18 protein-coding genes are annotated in these 21383 nt (G+C 56.6%); 10 read left to right on the forward strand and 8 right to left on the reverse strand.

The annotated features are described in order from the left end of the window. Positions 1 to 39: 39 nt before the first annotated feature. The 3 genes from tdh to AC2FIM_RS12045 all read right to left on the reverse strand — a co-directional run bounded on the left by tdh (position 40) and on the right by AC2FIM_RS12045 (position 2941). Complete coding sequence (gene tdh / locus AC2FIM_RS12035; protein ID WP_496678619.1) at positions 40 to 1068, reverse strand: L-threonine 3-dehydrogenase; 1029 nt, start codon at positions 1066 to 1068, stop codon at positions 40 to 42. 14 nt (positions 1069 to 1082) lie between these two features. After that, the gene (locus AC2FIM_RS12040; RefSeq protein WP_281973591.1) at positions 1083 to 2267 is read right to left on the reverse strand and encodes a glycine C-acetyltransferase; all 1185 of its coding nucleotides are present in this window, start codon (positions 2265 to 2267) and stop codon (positions 1083 to 1085) included. A 110-nt stretch (positions 2268 to 2377) separates the two neighbouring features. Continuing rightward, positions 2378 to 2941 (reverse strand): helix-turn-helix domain-containing protein, encoded by a 564-nt coding sequence (locus tag AC2FIM_RS12045; RefSeq protein WP_271950762.1) that lies wholly within the window; start codon positions 2939 to 2941, stop codon positions 2378 to 2380. Between the two features lie 118 nt (positions 2942 to 3059). Between AC2FIM_RS12045 and AC2FIM_RS12050 the strand changes: the two genes are divergently transcribed. Continuing rightward, positions 3060 to 4235, forward strand: coding sequence for an acetyl-CoA C-acyltransferase family protein (locus AC2FIM_RS12050; RefSeq protein ID WP_281973592.1), 1176 nt, complete (start codon positions 3060 to 3062; stop codon positions 4233 to 4235). A gap of 97 nt (positions 4236 to 4332) precedes the next feature. Here AC2FIM_RS12050 and ubiB read toward each other — a convergent pair whose 3' ends face one another. Then, positions 4333 to 5862 carry a 2-polyprenylphenol 6-hydroxylase gene (gene ubiB / locus AC2FIM_RS12055; RefSeq protein ID WP_496678600.1) on the reverse strand — a complete coding sequence of 510 codons (1530 nt, stop codon included), beginning with the start codon at positions 5860 to 5862 and terminating at the stop codon, positions 4333 to 4335. Further along, a complete protein-coding gene (gene ubiE / locus AC2FIM_RS12060) occupies positions 5862 to 6614 on the reverse strand; it encodes a bifunctional demethylmenaquinone methyltransferase/2-methoxy-6-polyprenyl-1,4-benzoquinol methylase UbiE (protein WP_271950754.1) in 753 nt (250 codons plus the stop codon). The genes ubiB and ubiE overlap by 1 nt, the downstream gene beginning before the upstream one ends. Before the next feature lie 86 nt (positions 6615 to 6700). Between ubiE and mutM the strand changes: the two genes are divergently transcribed. The 6 genes from mutM (at position 6701) to recF (ending at position 13303) form a co-directional block, all read left to right on the forward strand. Then, positions 6701 to 7552: a bifunctional DNA-formamidopyrimidine glycosylase/DNA-(apurinic or apyrimidinic site) lyase gene (gene mutM / locus AC2FIM_RS12065; protein ID WP_271950752.1), complete on the forward strand. Its 852-nt coding sequence runs from the start codon at positions 6701 to 6703 to the stop codon at positions 7550 to 7552. Positions 7553 to 7617: 65 nt separating this feature from the next. Beyond that, on the forward strand, positions 7618 to 8394 hold the full coding sequence (acuK, locus tag AC2FIM_RS12070) for an acryloyl-CoA hydratase (RefSeq protein ID WP_142638228.1): 777 nt from the start codon (positions 7618 to 7620) through the stop codon (positions 8392 to 8394). Positions 8395 to 8621: 227 nt separating this feature from the next. Further along, positions 8622 to 8885, forward strand: coding sequence for a 30S ribosomal protein S20 (gene rpsT / locus AC2FIM_RS12075; protein WP_142638226.1), 264 nt, complete (start codon positions 8622 to 8624; stop codon positions 8883 to 8885). A gap of 549 nt (positions 8886 to 9434) precedes the next feature. Then, positions 9435 to 10820 (forward strand): chromosomal replication initiator protein DnaA, encoded by a 1386-nt coding sequence (gene dnaA, locus AC2FIM_RS12080; protein ID WP_142638224.1) that lies wholly within the window; start codon positions 9435 to 9437, stop codon positions 10818 to 10820. Positions 10821 to 11047: 227 nt separating this feature from the next. After that, a complete protein-coding gene (gene dnaN / locus AC2FIM_RS12085; protein ID WP_271950744.1) occupies positions 11048 to 12169 on the forward strand; it encodes a DNA polymerase III subunit beta in 1122 nt (373 codons plus the stop codon). A 39-nt stretch (positions 12170 to 12208) separates the two neighbouring features. Further along, positions 12209 to 13303: a DNA replication/repair protein RecF gene (recF, locus tag AC2FIM_RS12090; protein ID WP_496678604.1), complete on the forward strand. Its 1095-nt coding sequence runs from the start codon at positions 12209 to 12211 to the stop codon at positions 13301 to 13303. Here recF and AC2FIM_RS12095 read toward each other — a convergent pair. Beyond that, positions 13300 to 13866 carry a carboxymuconolactone decarboxylase family protein gene (locus AC2FIM_RS12095; RefSeq protein ID WP_496678606.1) on the reverse strand — a complete coding sequence of 189 codons (567 nt, stop codon included), beginning with the start codon at positions 13864 to 13866 and terminating at the stop codon, positions 13300 to 13302. The two genes, recF and AC2FIM_RS12095, sit on opposite strands and share 4 nt — an antisense overlap. A 99-nt stretch (positions 13867 to 13965) precedes the next feature. Here AC2FIM_RS12095 and AC2FIM_RS12100 point away from each other — a divergent pair, with 99 nt between their 5' ends. Beyond that, positions 13966 to 14538, forward strand: coding sequence for a TetR/AcrR family transcriptional regulator (locus AC2FIM_RS12100; RefSeq protein ID WP_496678621.1), 573 nt, complete (start codon positions 13966 to 13968; stop codon positions 14536 to 14538). Positions 14539 to 14639: 101 nt separating this feature from the next. Next, complete coding sequence (gyrB, locus tag AC2FIM_RS12105; RefSeq protein ID WP_142638216.1) at positions 14640 to 17057, forward strand: DNA topoisomerase (ATP-hydrolyzing) subunit B; 2418 nt, start codon at positions 14640 to 14642, stop codon at positions 17055 to 17057. A 213-nt stretch (positions 17058 to 17270) separates the two neighbouring features. On the opposite strand, the gene AC2FIM_RS12110 is transcribed toward gyrB, so the two are convergent. Next, positions 17271 to 19163, reverse strand: a complete 1893-nt coding sequence (locus tag AC2FIM_RS12110; protein WP_496678623.1) for a type I restriction enzyme subunit R domain-containing protein — start codon at positions 19161 to 19163, stop codon at positions 17271 to 17273. On the opposite strand from AC2FIM_RS12110, the gene AC2FIM_RS12115 reads away from it, so the two are divergent. Then, positions 19103 to 20229 (forward strand): IS3 family transposase gene (locus AC2FIM_RS12115; RefSeq protein ID WP_496732031.1). Its coding sequence is split into 2 segments (ribosomal slippage): positions 19103 to 19367 and positions 19367 to 20229, totalling 1128 coding nucleotides; the frame shifts between segments, so codons are not numbered across the junction. The genes AC2FIM_RS12110 and AC2FIM_RS12115 overlap by 61 nt on opposite strands. A 160-nt stretch (positions 20230 to 20389) precedes the next feature. Here AC2FIM_RS12115 and AC2FIM_RS12120 read toward each other — a convergent pair. Next, a complete protein-coding gene (locus AC2FIM_RS12120) occupies positions 20390 to 21322 on the reverse strand; it encodes an SdiA-regulated domain-containing protein (protein ID WP_142639638.1) in 933 nt (310 codons plus the stop codon). Positions 21323 to 21383: the final 61 nt, after the last annotated feature.

Below are 21383 nucleotides of genomic sequence, written 5' to 3' on the forward strand. Positions count from 1 at the left end.
CCTCCTGTTTAGGGGGTGAAGCCGTTTAACGCCAGAGGGTTAGGTCCAATCCAGAACAACCTTGCCGGATCGACCTGATTTCATCTCGCCAAAGCCCTTGGCAAATTCATCAACCTTGAAACGGTGCGTGATCACTCGGCTGACATCCAAACCGTTCTGTAACATGGCAATCATCTTATACCAGGTCTCGAACATCTCGCGCCCATAGACACCTTTGATGGTGATGGCCTTGAATACGATGCGGGACCAGTCCACGGGGGATTTTCCAGGTGGGATGCCCAGCAGAGCGATCTTGCCGCCCATCACCAGTGCCTCGACCATCTGGTCCAGTGCAATTTGTGAACCTGACATCTCTAGCCCGACGTCAAAACCCTGCTGCATGCCCAGTTCGGCGATCACGTCCTGCAAATCTTCCTTGGTCACATCGACAGGGCGCAATGTAGGCACAACATGCGCAGCCAGCGTCAAGCGGTCCGGATTGATATCGGTGATCACCACATGCCGCGCGCCTGCATGGCGGGCCACGGCGGCGGCCATGATGCCGATGGGGCCTGCACCGGTGATCAGCACATCCTCACCCAGCAGATCAAAGCTGAGTGCAGTGTGCACAGCATTCCCCAACGGGTCGAGAATGGCTCCGATTTCGTCGGGAATGTCATCGGGCAGGGGCACCACGTTGAAGGCAGGCAGTTTCAGGTATTGCGCAAAGGCACCCTGTTCGTTGACGCCGATTCCGCGCGTGCCGGGATCCAGATGGAACTTGCCAGCGCGGCTTTGGCGGCTGTCGGTTGTGATCAGGTGCCCCTCGCCGGAGCAGCGCTGGCCGATCTCAAGCCCGGTCACGTTGCGCCCGATCTCAACGATTTCACCGGCAAATTCATGGCCGGTGATCATCGGGGTGGGCACCGTGGCGGCGGCCCAGTCGTCCCAGTTCCAGATGTGGATATCGGTGCCGCAGATGCCGGTCTTGTTGATGCGGATCAGCACTTCATCAGGGTCGATTTCGGGGACCGGGGCCTGCACCATCCACAAGCCCTCCTCGGGCTTGGATTTTTCCAGCGCTTTCATCGTATTGGGTCGCATCAGATGATCCCCAGCTCTTTGCCGACCTTGCTAAAGGCGGCCAGCGCACGGTCCAGCTCATCCTTTGTCAGCGCCGCATTCATCTGCGTTCTGATCCGTGCCTTACCGCGCGGGACGACGGGGAAGAAAAAGCCCGAAACATAAACGCCTTCGTCAAACAGCTTTGCGGCCACGTCCTGCGCCAGTTGTGCTTCGCCCAGCATAACCGGGATGATCGGGTGTTCGCCGGGTAGAAGGTCAAAACCCAACTTTTCCAACCCCGCGCGCCAATATTTGGCGTTGCTGAACAGTTGCGCGCGCAGCATGTCGCCCTCTTCGACCAGACGGATGGCTTCGATCCCGGCAGCAACGATTGAAGGCGGCAGCGAATTTGAGAACAGATAGGGCCGCGCCCGCTGCCGCAGCAGGTCGATCACCGGCTGCGGCCCGGCGATATAACCGCCGATTGCCCCCCCAAGTGCCTTGCCCAAGGTTCCCGTCAGAATATCCACAGCGACACCGAAATGATCCGGTGTACCGGCCCCGTTCGGACCCATGAATCCGGTGGCATGGCAGTCATCGACCATGACAATGGCGTCATATTTGTCCGCCAGTTCGCGGATTTTCGGCAAGTTAGCCAGATAGCCATCCATCGAAAACACACCGTCTGTCGCGATCATGATGTGACGCGCGCCGTCCTCGCGTGCCTGCTTCAGCCAGGCCTCCAGATCGTTCATGTCGTTGTTCAGATAACGATAACGTTTGGCCTTGCACAACCGTACCCCGTCGATGATTGAGGCATGGTTCAGACCGTCCGAGATTATGGCATCTTCAGGCCCTAACAAAGGCTCAAACAGCCCTCCATTGGCATCAAAACAGGCTGCAAACAGGATCGCATCGTCCTTATTCAGGAATTGTGCCAGCTTCTGTTCCAGCTCACGGTGAATGTCCTGTGTGCCACAAATAAACCGGACCGAGGCCATGCCGAACCCTTTGGGTTCCATCGCGTCTTTGGCAGCGGCGATCAGTGCCGGATGATCGGCCAGACCCAGATAATTGTTGGCGCACAGATTGATGACCTGCCTGTCGCCCACAGTAATCTCGCCGCCCTGGGGCGAGGTGATCATTCGTTCACGCTTGTACAGACCCTCCGCTTCGATCTGCACGAGGGTGTCGGTGACATGGGACAGGAATGCATCTGACATGGCGATCTCCGTTCAACTGAGTCGCATGTCTAACATAACGGATGAAATTCCCAAATAGGGGAATTACAGTATGAAGGAAAAATTTCCGTAAAGGCGGAAATGCGCCGGTGTCAGGCGTTTTTGACGATCAGGAACACCCTTGCTGGCTTCTTGGCAGTAATTGAGTGCAGAACGTCGGCCGCGTATCGCGCGGTGTCGCCCTGGTTCAGTTCGCTGACGGCACTGCCCGAGGTGACGCGCACCGCACCTTCAAGTACCGTCAACTGTTCATGCGCGCCTCGGGCGTGTGGTTGGCTGTTCAGCGCGCCATCACTGTCAAAGCGGATATCGTAGACCTCGTGGCCACCGGCCTCTTCGGGCGGGGAGAGGATACGGATGCGGCAATTCTGGCCCATATTGTCGATGCTGGGCACTTCGTCGCTGCGCAGGGTTTCGATCTGATCGGCGTTATTGGCCTCTTCCAGCAGGCCAGCGAAATCCACCTGCAGGGCGCGGGTCAGGTTCCACAGGGTCGAGATCGTCGGGCTGCTTTCACCGCGTTCGATCTGGCTGACCATGGATCGGGACACGCCGCTGAGATTGGCCACAGCTTCCAGCGACAGGCCTTTGGCGCGGCGGGCCTCTTTCAGGCGGGCGGGCAGGCGCGTCAGGATATCGTCTGAATTTTCCGTCATGACGGAATCTCATGCGCGTTTGGTGGCCTCATGTCAATTCCGCTTGTGACGGTACGTCCTATAGGACAGTTCCAATGGCTGTATGCATAGTGCCCGCAAATCCACGAGGAGAAGAGACATGAAAGATATCGTCATTCTTGATGGTGCGCGCACCGCGATTGGCACATTTGGTGGCGCCTTGGCTTCAACTGCGCCGATTGATCTGGCGACCGTTGTGACTGAAGCGGCGATGGAGCGATCTGGAGTTGCGCCCGAGCAAATCGGCAATGTGGTGTTCGGTCATGTCATTAATACCGAACCACGCGACATGTACCTGTCACGCGCCGCGGCCAAGCAGGCCGGTATCCCCGTTGAAACGCCCGCGATGAACGTAAACCGTCTGTGCGGGTCCGGTGCGCAGGCGATTGTGTCGGCGGTACAGTCCCTGATGCTGGGCGACGCCGAATTCGCTGTAGCTGGTGGCGCCGAAAGCATGTCGCGGAGTCCGTATATCGTGCCACAGGCGCGCTGGGGCGCGAAGATGGGCGATGTCACCTCAATGGATATGATGCTGGGCGCGTTGAACTGCCCGTTTGGCACTGGCCATATGGGTATTACGGCCGAAAACGTTGCTGATGAGCACCAGATCACCCGTGAGCAGATGGATGAATTCGCGATGGCCAGCCAAACCCGTGCGGCGGCTGCGCTGGAGGCGGGGTATTTCCAAAGCCAGATCACGCCGGTTCAGGTCAAGGTCAAGCGCGACATGGTCGATTTCATGGTCGACGAGCATCCCAAACAGACATCCGCCGAGGCGCTGGCCGGGCTGCGTCCTGCCTTCCGCAAGGATGGCCGGGTGACGGCAGGCAACGCGTCGGGCATCAACGATGGTGCGGCGGCGATGGTACTGGCCACGGCGGAGGCGGCCGAGAAGGCCGGCTTGAAACCCAAGGCACGCATTCTGGGCTATGGCCACGCAGGCGTACGCCCCGAGGTGATGGGCATTGGTCCGGTTCCTGCGGTGCAAAACCTGATGGCGCGGACGGGCCTGACGCTGGGTGATTTCGATGTGATCGAAAGCAACGAAGCCTTTGCCGCGCAAGCGTTGGCCGTGAACAAAGAGCTGGGCTTGGATGCCGCCAAGGTAAACCCGAATGGCGGGGCGATTGCGCTGGGCCATCCGGTGGGTGCAACCGGTGCGATTATAACGCTGAAAGCCCTGTATGAGCTGGAGCGCACGGGCGGGTCCAAGGGTTTGGTCACCATGTGCATCGGTGGCGGTCAGGGCATTGCCATTGCCTTTGAGCTGCTCTGAAACCGAACCAAGCAGGGGGGCTGTCTGGCCCCCATCGCGCCTGTGGCGCAATTCCCCCGAAGGTATTTTTGGTCGGATGAAGCGGGCGGGATTGGGTTTAGCTGAAGCTTGTCAGCAATAGGACGACGGCCGCGCCGGTAGCGGCACCAATGGTGGCGGGCAAGGCAACGGACCATAGGCGCGACCGGGTCGGCTCATCCTTTTGGGTTTGGGAAATCAATGCGTTTTCTACCAGTGCTGGAAGCCGCGGACCAAACCGGGCCAGAACCATTGCTGTTTTGCCAAGATCGCGAAGTGCGGCGCGGGGGCCGATGGATTGTTTGATATAGTCTTCGACCACGGGCCGGGCGACTTCCCAGATGTTCATTTGCGGGTCGAGTGAGCGCGCGACGCCTTCGACCACAACCATTGTACGCTGAAGCAGGATCAGCTCGGTACGGGTTTCCATGCCGAAGCGTTCAGTGACTTCGAACAGATAGCTGAGCAACCGTCCCATTGAGATATGGGTGGCGTTCATACCAAAGATCGGCTCTCCAACCGCACGCAGGGCCCGGGCGAATTCATCGACATCCTGATTGGCAGGGACATATCCGGCCTCGAAATGCACCTCGGCCACGCGCTTGTAGTCGCGGCGGATAAAGCCAAAGAGAATCTCGGCATAGACCCGGCGCGTGTATTCGTCGATATGGCCCATGATTCCATAGTCATAGGCAATGATATCGCTATTTGCCGCGACCTTCAGGTTACCCTGGTGCATGTCAGCGTGGAAATAGCCGTCGCGCAGAGCATGCAGCAGGAACAGGCGCAGCACGCGTTCGGCCAGATCGCGGCGGTCATGACCGGCTGCATCCAGTGCGCCATTGTCGCCCAGCGGGATGCCATCTGCCCAGCTGAGTGTCATTACCCGACGCGCCGACAGGGACCAGACCACGGGGGGCAACCAGAATCCGGAATCGTCCTTGGTGTTTGCGGCATATTCCGAGGCAGCCGAGCTTTCCAGACGCAAGTCCAGCTCGCCACGCACGACGCCGTCGAAATGTTCGATCACTTCCATCGGGCGCAGGCGGCGCGCGCCGGGGGCGAAGAGTTGCACGATTCGGGCAGCGAAATAGAACGCATCAACATCCTTGCGGAAGGCACGTTCGATCCCCGGCCGCAAAACCTTGACGGCGACATCCTCGCCTGTGCTGACCAACTTGGCCTTATGGACCTGGGCGATTGAGGCGGCCGCAATCGGTTCGCTGAACTCATCGAATATCTCTACGACGGGTTGACCAAGCTCTTTCTCGACCTCGGCCATGGCCTCGGCCTTGGAGAACGGGGGCAGTTTGTCCTGCAGCACGCGTAGCTGTTCGGCCAGTTCGTCTCCAACCACGTCGGGCCGCGTGGACAGAACCTGACCGAACTTGATATAGGCAGGTCCCAGGGCGGTGAGGGCACGGGTGGCTGGGGGCATCGACGGATCGCCTTTGTAACCCAGCCATCGAAAGGGTTTGCCCAGGGTGTGGGCCAGAACGCGCAGGGCGCGTGGTGCTTCGAACGCGTCCAGAACGACATTCATGGCACCTGTCCGTTCCAGCGTCGCGCCGGTCCGGATCAAGCGGATGATATTGTGAGGGCCGCGCATCAGATTTTCCAGCCGGAATGCAGCGCGGCAATGCCCATGGTCAGGTTACGGTATTTCGCGTTGTCGAACCCGGCGGTGCGGACCATGTTCAGGAAAGTATCCTGATCCGGGAAATTACGGATCGATTCGACCAGATACTGATAGCTGTCAAAATCATTGGCGATCAGTTTCCCCATGCGCGGGATGACATTGAAACTGTAGAGGTCATAGAGTTTCTGCAGCCCGTCATTGGGCAACTGGCTGAATTCCAAAACCATCAGGCGGCCGCCGGGTTTCAATACGCGGTAGGCCTCGTTCAATGCCTCTTGCGGGCGAGTCACGTTTCGGATGCCGAAGGAGATCGTGTAGACGTCAAAGGTGTTATCCTCGAATGGTAGGGCCATTGCATCGCCCACCACCCAATTCAGACTGTCTGACATCTGATCCGCCTCGGCACGCTGTCGGCCTTCGATCAGCATCGGCTCGGTCAGGTCCAGAACGGTGGCATGGCCACGGCCTGCGCGTTTCAGGAACCGGAACGAGATATCGCCGGTACCGCCCGCCACATCCAGCAGGCGCTGACCTTTGCGCGGGGCCAGCCAGTCCATCATTGCGTCTTTCCAGATCCGGTGAATGCCCATCGACATGACATCGTTCATCACATCGTATTTTGAGGCGACCGAGTTGAACACGCCCTGCACGCGCCCGGCCTTGTCGGCCTCGCGCACGGTTTCGAACCCGAAATGAGTGGTCTTGTCGCTGTTGTCGGACATTTGCCTTGCCGTTTGTCGAATTTCGCCTCTGTTATAGGGCGATAAGAACCGGGCACAATGCGGCCCTTTGGAATAGGAGCCAGGAAATGCCCGAATTGCCCGAGGTCGAGACAGTAAGACGCGGCCTGTCCCCGGCGATGGAAGGTATCGTGATCGAACAGGCGGATGTAAATCGCCCCGATTTGCGCTGGCCGTTTCCTGACCGGATGGCCGAACGGTTGACCGGCCAGCGGGTCGATCGGTTGCGGCGGCGGTCCAAGTACATTCTAGCTGATCTAAGCAGTGGCGAAACGTTACTGATTCATCTGGGCATGTCCGGGCGAATGACGGTCTCGGGTGATCCACTGGGCCAATTTGCGCATACCCATCCCATGCCCGAGAAACATGACCATGTGGTGTTTCACATGGCCAATGGTGCTCGGATCACCTTCAATGACCCACGTCGGTTTGGTGCGATGGACCTGCTACCTACGGCAACCGCCGAGCATCATAAGCTGTTATCGGTCCTGGGACCGGAGCCTTTGGGCAATGATTTTCATGAACAGCATCTGATCGAAGCGTTCAAAGGCAAGAACACACCGGTCAAATCAGCGCTGTTGGATCAGGGAATCGTTGCAGGATTGGGCAATATCTACGTCTGCGAAGCGCTGTATCGGGGTCGAGTGTCGCCACGTCGCAAAGCGGGACAGATTTCTTCTACCCGCATTGCCGCGTTGGTTCCGATCATCCGTCAAGTGCTGCAGGAGGCGATCGAGGCAGGTGGATCGTCACTGCGGGATTTCCGGCAAGCCGATGGAGAACTTGGATATTTTCAGCACAGCTTTGATGTCTACGGGCGCGAGGGTGCGCCCTGCAGGACAGGGGGTTGCGGGGCAGAAATCAAGAGAATCACCCAGTCCGGTCGCTCATCCTTCTATTGTGTGCAATGCCAAAGATAGCTTGATCCAAGTTTTTCGCGTGGTAAGGAATCGTACCTGAACGGAACAACCGGAAGCTCTAACTCATGGCTTTTGAGACGATCATCGTCGAAATCGAAGACCACGTCGCCCTCATCAAACTCAACCGCCCCGATGCGATGAATGCGCTGAACACTCAGTTGCTGGGTGAATTGTGCACCGCGTTGGAAGAGGCGGATGGAAACGACAAGGTACGCTGCGTCGTCATCACAGGCTCGGACAAGGCCTTTGCCGCAGGTGCGGACATCAAGGAAATGTCCGAGATGAGCTTTGTTGACGTCTTCACTGTCAACCTGTTTGCCGAGGCCAACGATCGTATCTCGGCCATCCGCAAACCTATCATTGCAGCAGTTGCGGGTTATGCGCTGGGCGGTGGCTGTGAATTGGCGATGCTGTGCGATTTCATCATTGCCGCCGATACTGCCAAGTTTGGCCAGCCTGAAATCAATCTGGGCGTTATTGCAGGGCTGGGCGGCAGCCAACGTCTGACCCGGTTCGTTGGCAAGTCAAAATCGATGGACATGAATCTGACCGGTCGCTTCATGGACGCGGAAGAGGCTGAACGTTCTGGTCTTGTCAGCCGGATTGTACCGGCCAAGAAGTTGATCGAAGAAGCCATTGGCGTGGCCCAGAAAATTGCCGAGAAATCGCAACTGTCGACCATGGCGGCAAAAGAGGCGGTCAACCGCAGCTATGAAGTGCCGTTGAGCGAAGGTATGTTGTTCGAGCGCCGGGTGTTCCATTCGATGTTCGCCACCGAGGACCAGAAAGAAGGCATGGCAGCCTTTCTGGAAAAACGCTCGGCTCAGTTCCGGGACAAGTAAACCGGCCACGAAATATGTATCGAACAGGCGGGCTGAGCCCGCCTTTTTCTTGCCCGCGGTTCAGCAGTACAGAATCGGCTTGGCAAAGCCTCAAAACTTGTCTATACACCGCCGCTATACATGCGCGTGCGGCCCGCTTGGCCCGACTCACACTCGTGATTCTGATCCGGTGCGGATATCCGCGGCGCGCATTCTACATAACCGTACCGAACAAAGGTCAGAGACACATGGCAAATTCGCCCCAGGCAAAAAAACGCGCTCGTCAGAACGAAAAGCGTTTCGCCGTTAACAAAGCGCGTCGTTCGCGTATCCGCACCTATCTGCGCAAAGTAGAAGAAGCAATCGCATCCGGTGACAAGGACGCAGCAACTGCCGCTCTGCGCGCAGCTCAGCCCGAACTGATGCGCGGCGTCACCAAAGGCGTCTTCCACAAGAACACAGCCTCCCGCAAAATGTCCCGTCTGTCGGCCCGCGTCAAAGCGCTGGGCTGAGTCTTTATGTGACCTGGGGTCACATAAGCATGGCTGAACTATTCCGAAGGGCGTCGCATATCGCGGCGCCCTTTTGCTGTTGCCAGAATACCGCGTCTTCACGTTGCCGAGAGATTCTTTCGCACAAAGACCCGAGTCAATATCAGAGTTTCGTTGCCGCAGACGTCGGCCTCTTGTTACCACTGATACAGCGATTCACTCGCTTGGGGGGACAGGCTGTTCCTGCGATTGTACTGACGGGCATCAGAGCGGTCGAGGAACGAATGTTGGCATCCGGATAAACCGGTTTGCTGATCTGCTGAGGGTCTTGGGGTAACCGAGGATCCGAGCCCTGTCTAAAGATAAGATTGCGAAGCGCAGGCCGCTTTTCGGGATATTCAGGTGCTGGATGTCACGAGTTTGGATTGTGCTGACTTTCAGGGACAAACCCGCCAAACTTCTGCGGTTTGGCACAGGGTATCCTTTTGCGAGTGACATCGTGATCCGGGCGACCGGGGCTTAGTAATAAGGCCGACAGGCCAATAAAGAATGGGATGCGTGAGGCGCTTAATGACACAAGAGAAATGGGGACTACTGCGTAACAAACTGCTCAAGGCGATCGGAAAGAACAACTATACCACCTGGATCGAGCCTCTTGAATTCCAAGAGCTGCAGGACGGTGTAGCGGTGTTCTCGGTTCCGACGAACTTTATGGGCAATTATGTGAGCCAGAATTTTGCGGATCTTATCCTGTATGAGATGAACACCGCCGGAGAATCTGTACAGCGCCTCGCGTTCCGAGTGGCAGCGAACTCTCCGGTACGTCCTTCGAACGACGTGGCAACTGCGCCTGCCCGCGTTCAGGAAGCGCAAACGCAGACTTTATCCGCGACCGCGAATGATGCGTTGGAATCCCTGCAGGCGGCGCCGTTGGATTCTCGTTTCACGTTTGACAGCTTTGTGGTCGGCAAGCCCAACGAGCTGGCCCATGCCGCCGCGCGTCGTGTGTCCGAAGGTGGCCCCGTGACTTTTAACCCGCTGGTTCTGTATGGCGGTGTCGGCTTGGGTAAAACCCACCTGATGCATGCCATCGCCTGGGAACTAAAGACCAAACATCCCGAATTGAATGTTCTGTACCTGTCGGCGGAACAGTTCATGTACCGCTTTGTGCAGGCGCTGCGGGAACGCCGGATGATGGACTTCAAACACCTGTTCCGTTCGGTCGATGTGCTGATGGTTGATGACGTCCAGTTTATCGCTGGAAAGGATTCGACTCAGGAAGAGTTCTTTCACACGTTCAACGCGCTGGTAGACCAGAACAAACAGATCATCATCTCAGCCGACCGCGCCCCGGGCGAGATCAAGGACCTGGAGGACCGTGTGAAATCACGCCTGCAATGTGGTCTGGTCGTCGATCTGCATCCCACTGATTACGAACTGCGTCTGGGCATCTTGCAAACCAAGGTTCAGCAATACAGCCGCACCTATCCTGACGTGACTATCGTAGATGGGGTGCTGGAATTCCTGGCCCATCGCATCTCGACCAATGTGCGTGTTTTGGAAGGGGCCTTGACCCGGCTATTTGCCTTTGCCTCGCTTGTCGGGCGCGAGATCGACATGGAGCTGACGCAGGATTGCCTGGCGGACGTGCTGCGCGCGTCAGAACGCAAGATTACCGTCGAAGAGATTCAGCGCAAAGTGTCAGAATATTACAATATCCGCCTTAGCGACATTATAGGCCCCAAGCGTTTGCGCTCCTATGCGCGCCCGCGTCAGGTGGCGATGTATCTGTGCAAACAGCTGACCAGCCGCTCTTTGCCCGAGATTGGCCGTCGGTTTGGCGGACGCGATCACACCACGGTCATGCATGGCGTCAAACGCATCGAAGAACTGAAGACAACCGATGGCCAAATCGCCGAAGACGTGGAAATGCTGCGTCGCGCGCTGGAAGCCTGAGTATCTTCTAGGCATTAAACAGGCGCCCCGGATCCTGATAGCCGGGGCGTTTTTTTGTGCGCAATAGTCCACGGTTGGCTATGAACTGTGACCGCAGGGTCACGCGCCTCTTGACCCTGCGGGCAAACCGACTCAGAAATCCATAAAAAATCCTTGTGCCTCAGGGCGGAGGCGCTAACGTGCCAGTCCCGCCCATTTTCGGCACGCAAGTCAGAGGAATTAAGGGTATGAAGATCAGCATCGAACGCGGCACCCTTCTCAAGGCCGTTTCCCAGGCCCAATCCGTCGTCGAACGACGCAACACGATCCCTATACTTGCTAATGTTCTGATCGAGGCCGAAGGCGATCAGGCCATGTTCCGCGCCACCGATCTGGATATCGAAGTGGTCGACAAGGCCCCTGCGCAGGTGGAAAAGGCCGGCGCCACCACGGTTGCCGCCACAACCCTGCACGAGATCGTGCGCAAGCTGCCCGATGGCGCGCTGGTCACCCTGACCGCCGACAGTGCGGCAGGTCGTCTGACGGTTGAAGCCGGGCGATCGAACTTCTCTCTGGCGACTCTGCCGAAAGAAGATTTCCCAGTTATGGCCTCATCGGAATACCAGTCGAACTTTACGGCTTCGGCGGCATTGCTGCGCCGTTTGTTCGACAAATCGAAATTCGCCATCTCAACCGAAGAGACGCGGTACTATCTGAATGGCGTCTATATGCATGTTTCAGATGGCTCTGAAGGCGGCAAGGTGCTGCGCTGTGTGGCCACCGATGGTCACCGTCTGGCGCGCATTGACGCAGACCTTCCGGATGGGGCTGCGGATATGCCCGGCGTGATCGTGCCGCGCAAAACCGTGGGTGAGATGCGCAAGCTGTTGGACGATGACGAGATGGATATCGCCGTTTCCGTCAGCGAAACCAAGGTGCGTTTCGCAACGCCGGATATCACGCTGACCTCGAAGGTGATCGACGGCACATTCCCCGACTACACACGGGTCATCCCGCAGGGCAATACGCGGCAACTGGAAGTGGATGCGGCTGAGTTTGCGCAGGCCGTCGACCGGGTTGCGACGGTATCGTCGGAACGTTCGCGCGCGGTAAAGCTGCAGCTGGATACGGATAAACTGGTTCTTTCTGTCAATGCACCGGACAGCGGTGCAGCCGAGGAAGAATTGGCCGTCGCATATTCAGATGAACGGCTCGAGATCGGTTTCAACGCAAAATACCTGCTGGAAATTGCTTCTCAGGTAGATCGCGAAAACGCGGTGTTCCTGTTCAACTCCGCCGGTGATCCGACCCTGATGCGTGAAGGCAATGACCTGAGCGCGGTCTATGTGGTCATGCCGATGCGTGTCTGATCGGCTTTGGGGACTGATCGCTGAGGAAAGAGAGGGGTCATGACCTTGGCCCTGACCGAACTGACGGTCTCGCATTTTCGCTCTCACAAACTGGCGCGTCTGTCGCTGGATGGCCGTCCGGTTGCCATTCACGGACCCAACGGCGCGGGCAAGACCAATATCCTTGAAGCTGTTTCGATGTTTTCACCCGGCCGTGGCATGCGGCGGGCCAGTGCTGCCGAGATGACGCGGCGGCCCGAGGCGCTGGGCTGGAAGCTATCCGGTCTGCTGCAAGCGCAGGGACAGCATTACGAGATCGAGACATGGTCCGAAGGCGGCACGGCGCGGCAGGTTCGGATAGATGGCAAATCCGCCAGTCAGATCGATCTGGGCAAGCTGGCGCGGGTCGTCTGGCTGATCCCGTCGATGGACCGGCTGTGGATTGAAGGCGCCGAGGGGCGGCGGCGGTTTCTGGATCGCATCGCGCTCAGCTTTGATCCTGCCCACGCCGAAGCCTCACTGATTTATGAAAAATCCATGCGCGAACGCAACCGGCTGCTGAAAGAACAGGTGCGCGATGCCCATTGGTACGCGGCGCTGGAAGGGCAGATGGCCGAGACCGGACACCGCATTCATTTGGCACGAGTAGCCGCGCTGGATCATCTGCGTGCAGCACAGGACCAGGCCGAAACGGGTTTTCCATCGGCTGTTCTTGAACTGGTTCAAACCGAAGGCGCCATGCCGGAAACGGCGGATGATCTGCGTGAGGCGCTGAATGAAAGCCGCTTTCGCGATCTGGCGGCGGGGCGCACACTGGTCGGGCCACACCGGTCTGACCTGTACGGCGTCTTTGCCGCCAAGGGCGTTCCGGCCAAGGATTGCTCGACCGGTGAGCAAAAGGCGCTGCTGGTCTCGCTGATCCTGTCCAACGCGCGCGCTTTGGCCGGGATGATCGGGGCACCGCCGATTGTGTTGCTGGATGAGGTTGCCGCCCATCTGGATGCCGGGCGCCGCGCCGCGCTCTATGATGAGATTTGCGCGCTGGGCGCTCAGGCCTGGATGACGGGCACAGGGCCTGAGCTGTTTTCGGAATTAGGGGACCGGGCCCAGACCCTGGTTGTCACCGAAGGCGATGAGGGATCGGTCGTCGATTAGGCCGGTTCGCTGACCTTACGTTCCCACAAGAAGCCGCGCATTACTTCGTCAACTGGGGTCTGTGCCATGTGGTTGACGTAGTTCGACATGGTTTTCTGCGCCAGGCCCAGCACCACGTCCAACACGGCGCGGTGCGAATAGCCAGCGTCAAAGAAGGCTTGCAGCTGCGCCTCGGTGGGATTGCCACGGGTCTGCATCATCTGCAGCGTAAATGTCCGCAGCGCCTCGAGCTTGGCATTGGGCAGCGCGGTTTCGTTGCGCAGCGCTTCGGTGATGTCATCCGATACCTTCATCATCTTGGCGATGCCGGTATGGGCCGGCACGCAATAGTGGCACTCGTTCTCGACATTGATGGTCTGCCAGACGACGGTTTTTTCGTCATTGTCGAAATCGGTCTGCATGAAGAGACCGTGAAGAACCTGATAGCCTTCCAGATGCTGCGGGCTTTCGGCCATCACCTTATGCAGGCCGGGCAGGCGGCCAAACGCGGCCTGAGATTTTTCCAGCAAAGGTTTGGATGCTTCGGGCGCGGTGGTCAGGTCGTGGGATGGGAAATCGGCCATGTGGATGCTCCATTTTTTGATGTCTGAGTGGGAAATAGTCTTTCTTGAGTGATCACTCAAGTATATATTTGAGTGACCGTTCAAGAATTGGTGATGTCGATGCCCCGCAAACCTACCTATGACCGAGACGCGCTGATCGCCCGGGCCCGCGACATATTCTGGCGCCACGGCTGGGCCGGGACGTCGTTGAAGGATCTGGAGCGCGAGCTGAAGTTGAAACCGGGCAGCTTCTATGCGGCCTTTGGGTCGAAAGACGCGCTTTATGCGCTGGCGCTGGAACGCTACACGCAGGACGGAGTAGCGCGGCTGACAGCGCTGGCAGAAGACATCGGGCCGCTGGCCGCTTTAAAGACGCAGCCGCAGATTGTGATCGATTCCAGCCAAACGCCGGTGCAGGCCTGTATGCTCGCCAAGACCTTTGCCGAATTGCAGGCAAGGGATCACCAGCTAGCGCAGAAAGCCAGCCGGCATATGGCTGAGATGAAGCAATGTTTTGCGACGCTGTTTAGGCAGGCGCAACAGGCCCGAGAGATCGGTCCTGACCACGATCCAGAGCGGCTTGCGGCGCGCTATCAATCCGACCTGTTGGGCCTGCGATTGTCCGCTGAACGCAGCGACGTCAACGCCAAGGAAATCGCCGCAGATATCGCCGCAGACCTCGATCAGCTTTGATCGGCTGAAAATCCAAACTCTGGCACAAAATATTGGGGGATCGCGTGACATTCCCCACCAGAGAACGTATAAGTTACCAAAATAATATAGGTACTAACGGCATGTCCGAAGACGCACAGGCACCGCAAGAATACGGCGCGGATTCAATCAAGGTTCTCAAAGGCTTAGAGGCAGTTCGAAAGCGCCCAGGCATGTATATCGGCGACACCGATGATGGCTCGGGTCTGCACCATATGGTGTATGAGGTTGTCGATAACGGAATTGACGAAGCTCTGGCCGGTCATGCCGACCATGTGACAGTGAAAATTCACGCCGATTCCAGCGTCTCAGTCAGCGACAACGGTCGCGGAATTCCGGTGGATATCCATCACGAAGAAGGCGTGTCCGCCGCCGAGGTCATCATGACCCAGCTGCATGCGGGCGGTAAGTTCGACAGCAACTCGTACAAAGTGTCTGGTGGTCTGCACGGCGTGGGCGTTTCGGTTGTGAATGCGCTGTCCAACTGGTTGGAACTGCGCGTCTGGCGCAACGGAAAAGAACATGTCGCCCGGTTCGAAGGGGGCGAAACCGTCGAGCATCTGAAAGTGGTCGGCGAATGTGGCGACCGTACGGGGACCGAGGTGCGCTTTCTGGCCTCGACCGATACGTTCTCGAACCTCGAATACTCGTTCGAGACGCTGGAAAAGCGCCTGCGCGAGCTTGCCTTCCTGAATTCGGGTGTGCGGATCATCCTGGTCGACGAACGCCCCGCAGAACGGCTGGAAACTGAGCTGTTTTATGAGGGCGGCGTGAAGGAATTCGTCAAATACCTCGATCGATCAAAGTCGTCTGCCATGCCCGAGCCGATCTATATCAAGGGTGAGCGGGACGATATCGGTGTCGAAATCGCGATGTGGTGGAATGACAGCTATCACGAGTCAGTTCTTCCCTTTACCAACAACATCCCTCAGCGCGATGGCGGTACTCATATTGCGGGTTTCCGGGGTGCGCTGACCCGCACGATCAACAACTATGCCCAATCTAGCGGCATTGCGAAAAGGGAAAAGGTCAGCTTTACGGGCGATGACGCGCGCGAGGGCCTGACCTGCGTGTTGTCGGTCAAAGTACCGGATCCAAAGTTTTCCTCACAGACCAAAGACAAGCTGGTCAGTTCCGAGGTCCGCCCGGCGGTCGAAGGGATGGTGAACGAGAAGCTGGCTGAATGGTTTGAGGAAAACCCAAATGAAGCCAAAATCATCGTGGGCAAAATCATCGAGGCTGCTCTGGCCCGTGAAGCCGCACGAAAAGCCCGTGAACTGACCCGCCGCAAAACGGCGATGGATGTGAACTATCTGGCCGGCAAGCTGAAGGATTGTTCCGAGAAGGACCCGTCAAAGACCGAAGTTTTCCTGGTCGAGGGGGACTCGGCTGGTGGCTCGGCTCAGACGGGGCGGGATCGTTTGACACAGGCCGTGTTGCCGCTGCGTGGGAAAATCCTGAACGTGGAGCGTGCACGGTTCGACCGGATGCTGTCGAGCCAGGAAATCGGCAATCTGGTAATGGCGCTGGGCACGGGCATTGGCCGCGATGAGTTCAATATCGAAAAGCTGCGCTACCACAAGATCGTTATCATGACGGATGCGGATGTGGATGGTGCACATATCCGGACGCTGTTGTTGACCTTCTTCTTCCGGCAGATGCCAGAGCTGATCGAGGGCGGATACCTGTATATCGCGCAGCCGCCGCTTTATAAGGTCGCGCGCGGTAAGTCCGAGGTGTATCTGAAAGATCAGGCGGCATTGGATGACTACCTGATCAATCAGGGCGTCGAGGGTGCGGTGCTGAAACTGGGTTCGGGCGAGGAATTGTCCGGCCAGGACTTGGCGCGCGTGGTTGACGAAGCGCGCCAGCTGAAACGCGTTCTGGATGCATTCCCGACGCACTATCCGCGCCACATTTTGGAACAGGCCGCCGTGGCCGGTGCCTTTGTCCCCGGTGCGGTTGATGCCGATCTGCAAGGCGTGGCCGACAAGGTCGCAGCCCGTCTTGACCTGATCGCATTGGAATACGAACGTGGCTGGCAGGGTCGGATCACGCAGGATCACGGCATCCGCCTGGCTCGTATTCTGCGCGGCGTTGAAGAGGTGCGTACGCTGGACGGCCCGATGCTGCGCTCGGGCGAAGCGCGCAAGACCGGCAGCTTTACCCAAAGCCTGCAGGAGATCTATAACACATCCGCAACCCTGATCCGCCGCGACCGGTCGCAGGCCATCCACGGTCCGCTGGATCTGTTGCGTGCCATTCTGGAAGAGGGTGAAAAGGGCCTGTCCCTGCAGCGCTATAAGGGACTGGGCGAGATGAACCCAGATCAGCTGTGGGAAACCACGTTGGACCCGGATGCACGGACGCTGTTGCAGGTGCGGGTGAATGATATGCTCGAAGCTGATGACCTGTTTACTAAATTGATGGGTGATGTCGTGGAACCGCGCCGTGAATTCATACAGAAAAATGCTCTGAGCGTCGAAAATCTGGACTTCTGAATTTTTGTAGGGACGCGCACAAACCTGCACGAACCCCATAAGTTTGCATGATTTGCGCATTAGTTTGCGCGATTTCAACTCAGAAGTGCATAATGCCGACGCCATTTCTTCTATTGGGTGAGCCTTGAGTTCTAAACTTAAAGCAAGGATAGAGTTGCAGGTGTGTGCTTCCGGTGGGCTTTGCGCATTGGTGAGCGCAACAGACCACTAGGTTTATCCTACAGGTCTGTGGTCTCCTGACTTTAGAACCTGTTCCATCATGCGCATGAGAGCTTCGTGAAGACCTGATTTGAAATCGTCATCTGAGGCGTACTTCTTGTAAAGGTCGATTTCTCGCCGACGTTCGTTGCGCATTGCTTTTTCAAATAGTGCTTCACTGGCGATGCGTCGGTTTTGTTCGTCAGGGTTGGATACAACCTTGTTCTGAAATGCAGGGTCGCTCATTGCGTGGTTGAGGATGTTGATCAGCTTGATTCTTTGCTCCTCCGGTGTCGCATCCCAACCATTGAAATAGCGTTCGTTGAAGGCGGCTACGATCATGTCTAAAGGGTCTTTTTCTGGGTCATCGTGACCACCTCGGGGATTTGGATTTGGCGGAACAATCTCACTGCCAGAGTCATCCAGGCCGATAGTATGACCAATCTTCACCCGTTCCAGACCGTAGGTAGTTAGATCGACACTCTCCATGAGACCATCAATTTCATCCTGATCTTTGTCTTTGACCTTCATTTCAGGGATGAGGAACTTCAGGAACCAGTGCAACATCTCCCAGTCCGCATTTTCAAACGGGATGATGCAGGCCACCTGGGCGTAGATTTTCACGAACTGTTTGGCCTTGATCTTGATGTCGATCTTCTCGTCATCTTCAAGTTCATCAAACCGGCCAGCCGCAGTATCAAGGATCGGCGATAACTGATCCGCCTCGACACCCTCAAAGAATAATTCATTGAACTGAACGACTTCGTCCCACTCATAGATGCCCGTGTCATCAAGGTGATCCTTCAGATCATGCAGGACGTTCACGTCGGTCGGCTGGCTCAAGGCCGTTGAGGTGTAGAACGGATCGAACGCATCCTTGATGTCCTCAACCGTGTTGTGGAAATCGAGGATGAAGGTCTCTTCCTTACCCAGCTTTTTGTTGGACCGGTTGAGCCGTGACAGGGCCTGTACCGCCAATACGCCCTGCAATTTCTTGTCCACATACATGGTGGTGAGCATCGGCTCATCAAAGCCCGTCAGGAACTTGTTGGCCACGACAAGGATGCGGTACTCGTCGTCTTTGAACTTTTTGGCGATATCGTTGCCTGGGAAGCCGTTCAGGCTGTCCTCAGTGTGCTCCACGCCATCCACCAGCTTCTTGCCGGTAAAGGCCACCACGGCCTTGTAGGGGCTCCCTGCGGCATTCAGGGCCTCTCTGATCGCCAGGAAGTACCGAATGGCAGACTCGATGTTGCGGGTGACCACCATGGCCCGTGCCTTGCCCTTCAGCTTCTTGGGCCGAACCACGTTGTCGCGGAAATGGTCGAGCATAATCGCAGCTTTGGTCTTGATCGTGTCAGGATGTGCCTCGACATAGGCCCGCAGCTTCCCTTGGGCTTTCTTGGTGTTGAACTCCGGGTTGTCCTCGATGGATTTCTGAAGCTCATAGTAGCTCTTGTAGGTTGTGTAGTTCTTCAGCACATCGAGGATGAACTGTTCCTCAATTGCCTGCTTCATCGAATACAGATGGAACGGTACGAACTTTCCCTCGGCGTTCTGCCGACCAAATCGTTCCAGGGTGGTGTTCTTAGGTGTAGCCGTGAAGGCAAAAAACGAGGCATTGTTGCCCATCTTCCGGCGGGCCATGGCCACCAGGATTTTGTCTTGCAGGTCTTCTGGCTCTTCCTCGTCACCACCACCGCTGATTGCTTCGTTCATCTTGTCAGCGGCACTCCCGGATTGGGAGGAATGGGCCTCGTCGATGATCACCGCGAACTTACGGTCGGAGAGTGATCCTCCCCCTCTGAAGTGGCCCGCCGTTATGGTTAAGAAAATGGAGGAACGACATGGCGAACAAGCGACCGAAGCCGGAAGAGATTGTCTCGAAGTTGCGGCAGGTTGAGATATTGATGGGGCAAGGCATGTCCCGTCTGGATGCGATCCGGCAGATTGGTGTTGTTGAACAGACCTATTATCGCTGGAAGAAGAAGTACGGCGGAATGGGTGCGGATCAATTGAAGGAACTTAAGCGCCTTCAAAAAGAGAATGAGCGTCTTCGAAAGGCCGTCTCGGATCTTACCCTGGACAAACTGATCCTGACGGAGGCGGCCAAGGGAAACTACTGAGCCCCGCCCGTCGCCGTGCCTGCATCAACCATGTGCGCCACAAACTGCGTGTCTCAGAACGCCGGGCGTGTCGCGTCCTGAAACAGCACCGATCCACACAGCGAAAGCTGCCGAAAGGTCGAGCTGACGAGAAGCGCCTGGTGGCGGACATGATAGAATTGGCCCGCCAGTATGGCCGCTACGGTTATCGCCGGATCGCGGCTTTGCTGAGAGATGCGGGCTGGCAGGTGAATGACAAGCGCGTCGAAAGGCTTTGGCGTCGGGAGGGGCTGAAAGTGCCAATGAAACAACCAAAGAAGGGGCGGCTCTGGTTAAATGATGGATCGTGTGTTCGGCTGCGGCCGGAGCATCGAAACCACGTCTGGAGCTATGACTTCGTGCATTGTCGAACGGATGACGGAAAGGCATTCCGCACGCTCAACGTCATTGATGAGTACAGCCGGGAGTGCTTGGCGATCCGTGTGGACCGCAAGCTGAACTCCAGCGATGTCATCGACGTGCTGAGTGACCTGTTCATCATGCGCGGTGTGCCAAGCTACATTCGCTCCGACAATGGCCCTGAGTTCATTGCCGTGGCGGTGCAAGACTGGATCAATGCAGTTGGAGCAAAGACCGCATACATCGAGCCAGGCAGCTCATGGGAGAACGGTTACTGTGAAAGTTTCAATGCGCGGTTCAGAGATGAGTTCCTGAATGGAGAAGTCTTCTACTGTCTAAGAGAAGCGCAGATTTTGATCGAAGAATGGAGGAAACACTACAACACAAAACGCCCGCACAGTGCTCTGGGATATAAACCGCCGGCCCCGGAAACCATCGTTCAAATGGACCAAAGGCCGGTCATGCACTAACAATCAAATTGGACCACACAAGTGGGGCTGATCAGGTGATGTTTTTTAGAAACATATCGAACAGAGCGCAGATTTACTTAATATGCTGCACATAAGACGGCACTCATTTACACAACCCCGCTTTTCAACCACGCAGAGTAGAGAACTAGTAGGACAGTCCTCACAACTCCGGTTGCTCAAAAACATAAAGCCGCGATTTCTTGGCATCATCTGTCAGGATATAGAGAAGCCCTCTGATCTCATCAAGAGCGATCCCTTCGGGATGTTTAACTTCTTTTTGTTTTCCATCTTCTGTGAACGTCAAACTGATAGACTTTACGGACTTGGATTCTGGATTGTAGATGAAGATCTGACGGCCTTTGTCACTCACAATCCAAAGAGAACGCGAGGACCGGGACCATGCCAGGCCGCTCAAATCCAGTTCATCATCATCTACACGCTCGGAGATAAAACCTGCATCGCGGGCTAAAGGAATGATCTCAATAATTTCGTCTAGCTCTGGCGATAACACCATTAACAACCTTGGTTGTCCCTCAATGCCAACGAAGACCCGCCCGGATTCCGGGTCAACGGCGATACCTTCGGGTCCCTTATTCAAAGGGTTGCCGACGAGTAATTCAGCGGCGGTCGGGTAACCTTTAAGAGATGCGAGAGGTATTGTCGTCAGTTGAATGGGGTCAGTTGGGTGAACGACTAGGATTGATCGGTCAGTTTCTTGAAGCACCAAAACAGACCCATCTTTTCGAGGTGCAACACCCTCCAAATCTGATCCTGCCAATGCTGGCAACTTGAAAGAGTTTCCTAATACCCCGTCGACTCCGAGTAGGTGCAGTTTAGGTTCGGCATCACTTACAGACCACAAGAAGCCTTCAGTGTTAGACATTGCCAAACCGGAAGGCTCTGAAAATCCCTCTGATTTGTCTGCCACCTTGAATTTATCGACCAGAACCAAACCAGCACTTTCGGCGTAGGCAAAATCGGTCCAAGGCAAGAAGGCTGCCGCAACCAAGCTGGCCGTAAAAGCGAGTCGTCTAAGTTTGCAGAAACACCGTGAAATTGTAGGTTTTGACGGAAACACTTTGTTTTCTGCCATTCAATTTTCTCGCGCTTGGACCATATCCTTGTATCAGCGTTCGTATCACAGTCCGGACGCG

The organism is Ruegeria sp. CDSC052, assembly GCF_059610685.1.

Bases quoted from the DNA above. Each gene is read 5' to 3' on its own strand.
- tdh (WP_496678619.1), bottom strand. From the start codon at position 1,068: ATGAAAGCGCTGGAAAAATCCAAGCCCGAGGAGGGCTTGTGGATGGTG.
- AC2FIM_RS12040 (WP_281973591.1), bottom strand. From the start codon at position 2,267: ATGTCAGATGCATTCCTGTCCCATGTCACCGACACCCTCGTGCAGATC.
- AC2FIM_RS12045 (WP_271950762.1), bottom strand. From the start codon at position 2,941: ATGACGGAAAATTCAGACGATATCCTGACGCGCCTGCCCGCCCGCCTG.
- AC2FIM_RS12050 (WP_281973592.1), top strand. From the start codon at position 3,060: ATGAAAGATATCGTCATTCTTGATGGTGCGCGCACCGCGATTGGCACA.
- ubiB (WP_496678600.1), bottom strand. From the start codon at position 5,862: ATGCGCGGCCCTCACAATATCATCCGCTTGATCCGGACCGGCGCGACG.
- ubiE (WP_271950754.1), bottom strand. From the start codon at position 6,614: ATGTCCGACAACAGCGACAAGACCACTCATTTCGGGTTCGAAACCGTG.
- mutM (WP_271950752.1), top strand. From the start codon at position 6,701: ATGCCCGAATTGCCCGAGGTCGAGACAGTAAGACGCGGCCTGTCCCCG.
- acuK (WP_142638228.1), top strand. From the start codon at position 7,618: ATGGCTTTTGAGACGATCATCGTCGAAATCGAAGACCACGTCGCCCTC.
- rpsT (WP_142638226.1), top strand. From the start codon at position 8,622: ATGGCAAATTCGCCCCAGGCAAAAAAACGCGCTCGTCAGAACGAAAAG.
- dnaA (WP_142638224.1), top strand. From the start codon at position 9,435: ATGACACAAGAGAAATGGGGACTACTGCGTAACAAACTGCTCAAGGCG.
- dnaN (WP_271950744.1), top strand. From the start codon at position 11,048: ATGAAGATCAGCATCGAACGCGGCACCCTTCTCAAGGCCGTTTCCCAG.
- recF (WP_496678604.1), top strand. From the start codon at position 12,209: ATGACCTTGGCCCTGACCGAACTGACGGTCTCGCATTTTCGCTCTCAC.
- AC2FIM_RS12095 (WP_496678606.1), bottom strand. From the start codon at position 13,866: ATGGCCGATTTCCCATCCCACGACCTGACCACCGCGCCCGAAGCATCC.
- AC2FIM_RS12100 (WP_496678621.1), top strand. From the start codon at position 13,966: ATGCCCCGCAAACCTACCTATGACCGAGACGCGCTGATCGCCCGGGCC.
- gyrB (WP_142638216.1), top strand. From the start codon at position 14,640: ATGTCCGAAGACGCACAGGCACCGCAAGAATACGGCGCGGATTCAATC.
- AC2FIM_RS12120 (WP_142639638.1), bottom strand. From the start codon at position 21,322: ATGGCAGAAAACAAAGTGTTTCCGTCAAAACCTACAATTTCACGGTGT.